Genomic DNA, 3,427 nt, shown 5'->3' on the forward strand with positions numbered 1-3,427 from the left:
GGCCCGATCGGCGGTCCCGGCGTCCGGCGGCCCGCCCCGGCGGCCCCCGAACGCGTCCCGTCCCCGACCATGTCCCCGGCCGCCGGCGCCGCGCCCGTCGCCACCCACGCCCCCGCCGGCGGCGGCCTGCCGCAGAGCGTCCTGGTGACCGTGGTGTCCGGCGCGCTGCTGCTGACGGCGTTCGTGGCGCGGCGGCGGGCCGTCGGGCCGCTGGTCGTCCCGGTGTCCGGAACGGTGCGGCGACCACCCCGGCGGCCCCGGCCCGAGGCTCCCGTCCCGGCGGCCCGCGCGGTCGCGACCGCCGTCAGGCTGGCCCGCCCGGCGGGGATGGGCCTCGTCGGGCCGGGCGCGGACGGGTTCGCGCGGGCGGTGCTGGTGGACCTGCTGACCGGCGACGAGTCGGCCGACGGCCTGGGGCGCGCGAACGTGGTGACGACGCGCGCCGAGCTGGACCGGCTGTTCGACGGCGGCGTCGACGAGGCGCTGGCGCAGGCCCTCGCGCCCCGGCTGCGCGTGTGCGACCTGCTGGAGGAGAGCATCGAGCACCTGGAGCTGGAGCTGCTCATGGCCGAGGCCGAGCGCGCCCACCCCGACCTCAGCCCGACCGGCGGCCGGGGCCTGCCGACGACGTTCTGGCTCTGCACGCCGGGCCAGGACGACGACGTGGTGCTGCCGCTGGTGCGGCGCGGCCCGGAACACGGCCTGGTCGGGCTGCTGTTCGGGCCCTGGCCGCACGGCCGCGCCTGCGCGGTCGACGCCGCCGGGACGGTGCCGGAGGCCGGGGTGCGGGTGGCGGCGCCGACCTCCGCCGAGGCCCTGGCCCGGCTGCGCGCCCACGTCGCGCAGGAGCAGGGCGGCTGGGCGTGAGAACGCCGAAGGCCCCGACCGTCACCGGTCGGGGCCTTCACCGAGGTACCCCTGAGCGGATTCGAACCGCCGTTACCGCCTTGAGAGGGCGGCGTCCTAGGCCACTAGACGACAGGGGCGCGTCGTCGCGACGTCTCCACAAGAAGACCCCGACCGCCTGAGCGACCAGGGCTTCGTGGCTCCGTGCGTACCCCCGAGCGGATTCGAACCGCCGTTACCGCCTTGAGAGGGCGGCGTCCTAGGCCACTAGACGACGGGGGCTTGCGGACTCGTTCACCAGCCGGTGAGCGAACCAGCTGGGGTACCAGGACTCGAACCTAGACTAACTGAACCAGAATCAGTCGTGCTGCCGATTACACCATACCCCAGTGCCGTGAGCTGGACTTTCCGGCCCGTCTCCGGGTCCGGTCCGTTTCGCTCGCGCCTCGAAGAGATTAGCGCACCTTCGGGGGAACGCCAAAACGAATACCCGGTCCACCCGGCCGTCCCGCCCCTCCCGTCACTCGCTCAACGGACGAGGTCGGACGGCCCGACATGCTGGTCGAACCAGTCCATCAGCGGCCGCAGCGTCCGCCAGGAGCTCCGGACGCGTTCCACGACCTCGGGGGTGCGCGTCCACGGGTCGGCGGGCCAGCCCGCGCTGGCGTACAGCGACCGGTGCCGCAGCAGCTCCAGCCGGGGATGGTCGGGCGGGGTGCCGCGCGGGCGGGTCTTGAGGACGTCCCCGTTGATCTCCAGCCCGGCGTCGCGCAGCCCCTCGACGATCGCCGCCAGGGGCTTGCCGGACAGGTCCTCGTCCACGGCCGTCCGGTACCGGTGCAGCTGCTCGGTGCCCGGCATGTACATCCCGCCCGCCACCAGGATCCCGTCGGCGTCGATCTCGACGTAGAACCCCTGCTCGGTGATGGCCCCCTGGTGCGTCTTGTAGGGGGTCTTGTCCTTGCTGAACCGGACGTCGCGGTAGGGCCGGAAGATCTTGGCGGCGCCGAACTCGTCCTCCAGCTCGGCGCACAGCTCCGCCATCGGCGCGCGGACGTGCCGTTCGTAGGTCTCCTTGTGCTCCGCCCAGTAGGACCTGCTGTTGTCGGCGAGCAGCCCCTCGTAGAACGCGAAGGACTCGTCGCCGAAGCCGGTGAACCCCACGGCACCCCCTTGGAAAAGTCGTACGGCGTCCCGGGGACACCCTAGGGACGCCGTACGACAAAACGTCGTCAGTCGCGGGCGATGACGCGGTTGGTGAGGTCGCCGACGCCCTCGATGCTGACGGTGACCTCGTCGCCGATCTCCAGCGGGCCGACGCCCGCCGGGGTCCCGGTGAGGATGACGTCGCCGGGCAGCAGGGTCATGACCTGGCTGACGTAGGCGACCAGGGCCGGGATGTCGTGTTCGAGCCGGGAGGTGCGGGCGTCCTGCCGGACCTCGCCGTTGACCAGCGTCCTGATGGCCAGGTCGGAGGGGTCCACCTCGGTCTCGATCCACGGGCCGAGCGGGCAGAACGTGTCGAAGCCCTTGGCCCGCGTCCACTGCCCGTCCTTCTTCTGCAGGTCGCGGGCGGTGACGTCGTTGGCGCAGGTGTAGCCGAGGATCGCCTCGTGGGCGCGGGACTCGGGCACCTCGCGGACCATGCGGCCGATCACGATGGCGAGCTCGCCCTCGTAGTCGACGCGCCGGGTCAGCTTCTCCGGGTAGGCGATGGCCTCCCGGGGGCCGATCACGGCCGTGGACGGCTTGGCGAACATCACCGGTTCGGCCGGGGGCTCGCCGCCCATCTCGCGGGCGTGCTCGGCGTAGTTCTTGCCGATCGCGATGACCTTGCTGGGCAGGATCGGCGCGAGCAGCCGCACGTCGGCCAGCGGGAGCCGCTGCCCGGTGAACTCCAGCTCCCCGAAGGGGTGGGCCGCGATGACGGCGATGGTGTTCTCTTCGACCACCCCGAAGGCCATGCCCCCGTCGGTGGAGAACCTCGCGATACGCATGGCCGTCAGCCTAACGGCCCTGGTGACCCCGGCGGCGGGGCCGCCGGGGCCGGGGACGGCTCAGAAGCCGCAGGGCTTGTCGCCGAACCGGCAGCCCTTCGGGTCCACGGGGGTGCCGGACGCGCCGTACTGGATCTGCCAGGTGGCCCCGGGCGGCAGCGGGACGCCGCCGGGCAGGTTGTGGATCTCCACCTTGGAGCCGCGCCGCACCAGCCGACCGCCCCAGATGTTGCGGACGTTCGCGCCCGGCGCCTCGAAGGTGATCTTCCAGGACCGCAGCGGCCGGGTCGACCGGTTGGTGATCACCATGCGGCTCTCGAAGTAGCCGGGGTCCTGCTGGACGAGCTGGTAGGTGATCCCGTCACCGGTGCGGACCGGACCGACCGGGGCGGTGGTGGGCGGCACGGTGGTGGACGGCGCGGTGGGCTGCTGCCCGGGCGCGGGCTGCGTGCCCGGGGACGTCGGCGCCGCGGTCGGCTGCGTGGCCGGACCCGTGGTGGGCGTCGCGCCCGGCGTCGTCGGGGTGGCCGGGGGCGTGGTCGCGGCGGGCGGGGTGGGCTGCGCGCGGGTCGGCGAGGGGTCGT

5 protein-coding genes and 3 tRNA genes are annotated in these 3,427 nt (G+C 73.6%); 2 read left to right on the top strand and 6 right to left on the bottom strand.

Translation table 11 applies throughout. The features are described from left to right. A partial coding sequence (locus AKI01S_RS52430; protein ID WP_218010103.1) for a hypothetical protein occupies positions 1–867 on the top strand: 867 nt, incomplete at its 5' end. Positions 868–913: 46 nt separating this feature from the next. Here AKI01S_RS52430 and AKI01S_RS48345 read toward each other — a convergent pair. The 6 genes from AKI01S_RS48345 to AKI01S_RS48370 all read right to left on the bottom strand — a co-directional run bounded on the left by AKI01S_RS48345 (position 914) and on the right by AKI01S_RS48370 (position 3,248). Then, a tRNA-Glu gene (locus AKI01S_RS48345) sits at positions 914–986 on the bottom strand. A 69-nt stretch (positions 987–1,055) separates the two neighbouring features. After that, positions 1,056–1,128 (bottom strand) — tRNA-Glu (locus AKI01S_RS48350). A gap of 35 nt (positions 1,129–1,163) precedes the next feature. Next, positions 1,164–1,235, bottom strand: a tRNA-Gln gene (locus tag AKI01S_RS48355). Between the two features lie 139 nt (positions 1,236–1,374). Next, complete coding sequence (locus AKI01S_RS48360; RefSeq protein WP_067833836.1) at positions 1,375–2,010, bottom strand: DUF2461 domain-containing protein; 636 nt, start codon at positions 2,008–2,010, stop codon at positions 1,375–1,377. A 68-nt stretch (positions 2,011–2,078) separates the two neighbouring features. Then, positions 2,079–2,843: a fumarylacetoacetate hydrolase family protein gene (locus AKI01S_RS48365; protein WP_067833839.1), complete on the bottom strand. Its 765-nt coding sequence runs from the start codon at positions 2,841–2,843 to the stop codon at positions 2,079–2,081. Between the two features lie 60 nt (positions 2,844–2,903). Continuing rightward, the gene (locus AKI01S_RS48370; RefSeq protein WP_067833842.1) at positions 2,904–3,248 is read right to left on the bottom strand and encodes a cellulose binding domain-containing protein; all 345 of its coding nucleotides are present in this window, start codon (positions 3,246–3,248) and stop codon (positions 2,904–2,906) included. Between AKI01S_RS48370 and AKI01S_RS53150 the strand changes: the two genes are divergently transcribed. Further along, positions 3,238–3,427, top strand: a 190-nt coding sequence (locus AKI01S_RS53150) for a hypothetical protein (protein WP_218010104.1), incomplete at its 3' end; no start/stop codon positions are given. The two genes, AKI01S_RS48370 and AKI01S_RS53150, sit on opposite strands and share 11 nt — an antisense overlap.

Origin of the sequence: Actinomadura kijaniata NBRC 14229 (assembly GCF_001552175.1) — a bacterium.
Classification (GTDB): Bacteria; Actinomycetota; Actinomycetes; order Streptosporangiales; family Streptosporangiaceae; genus Spirillospora; species Spirillospora kijaniata.